Source organism: Exiguobacterium sp. UBA3968, assembly GCF_002385115.1.
In the GTDB taxonomy this organism is placed as follows: domain Bacteria; phylum Bacillota; class Bacilli; order Exiguobacteriales; family Exiguobacteriaceae; genus Exiguobacterium_A.
The window spans coordinates 1,127-1,816 of the sequence record NZ_DGCW01000014.1 but is presented as its reverse complement, the minus strand read 5'-3'; the positions used below and the strand labels follow the sequence as shown (position 1 = coordinate 1,816).

The window sequence follows — 690 nt, the reverse complement described above, 5'->3', positions numbered from 1 at the left end:
CGGCATCAATCAAACCGACCTTCTTCCCTGCTCGTGCGAGGGCGACTGCTAAGTTAACGGAAACCGTCGATTTCCCGACGCCCCCTTTACCGGAGGCGATCGCGATGAACGTCGTACCGGATTCTGGTTTAAGGATCGACGGTGTCGTCGCTGCTTGGATCCCGTGATCACCGAGTGCCTCAAAACGGAGTCCCACCGTCTTGAATCCTTTTTCTTTCAGTTCCTTGACGATTTGCTGTTGGAGCACGAGTTGCTCCCCAGAACCGGATTGTGCTAAAGCGATTTTCAGACTGACATAATCACCTTTAATCCGGACGTCACGAATGCCGTTCGTATCTGCAAGCGGGCGGTCAATCGTCGGATCGACGAGCGTTCCGACTACCTCGCGAATTTCTTGTTCATTCAACATAGTGCCTTCCCCCTGAAAACGTTCGATTTAATCCTTATTAGTATAACAAAAATAAGAGAGCGCTTGCACATTTCGACACCGGAAAGGATGACTTTTCCATGTCCAGTGTCAGTTTTCATCATTTTACTCGATCATTCGCTCGTTTTAGAACATTCGGTTCCATGTACGAGGACCCACGACACCATCAACGTCAAGTCCTTGACGTGTTTGATAGGCACGCACCTTCTGAGCCGTCTCTGCATCAAAGCGCCGAGTCACGGTTGCTTTGACTGCACGCTGAA

At 50.1% G+C, this 690-nt stretch carries 2 protein-coding genes; both read right to left on the bottom strand.

What is annotated here, in order from left to right; translation table 11 throughout:
* Positions 1 to 391 (bottom strand): P-loop NTPase (locus tag B3S86_RS15350; RefSeq protein WP_414651182.1); only part of this gene is annotated, 391 nt, incomplete at its 3' end.
* Positions 392 to 553: 162 nt separating this feature from the next.
* Positions 554 to 667 carry a peptidoglycan-binding domain-containing protein gene (locus B3S86_RS15345; RefSeq protein WP_290754334.1) on the bottom strand — a complete coding sequence of 38 codons (114 nt, stop codon included), beginning with the start codon at positions 665 to 667 and terminating at the stop codon, positions 554 to 556.
* Positions 668 to 690 lie beyond the last annotated feature (23 nt).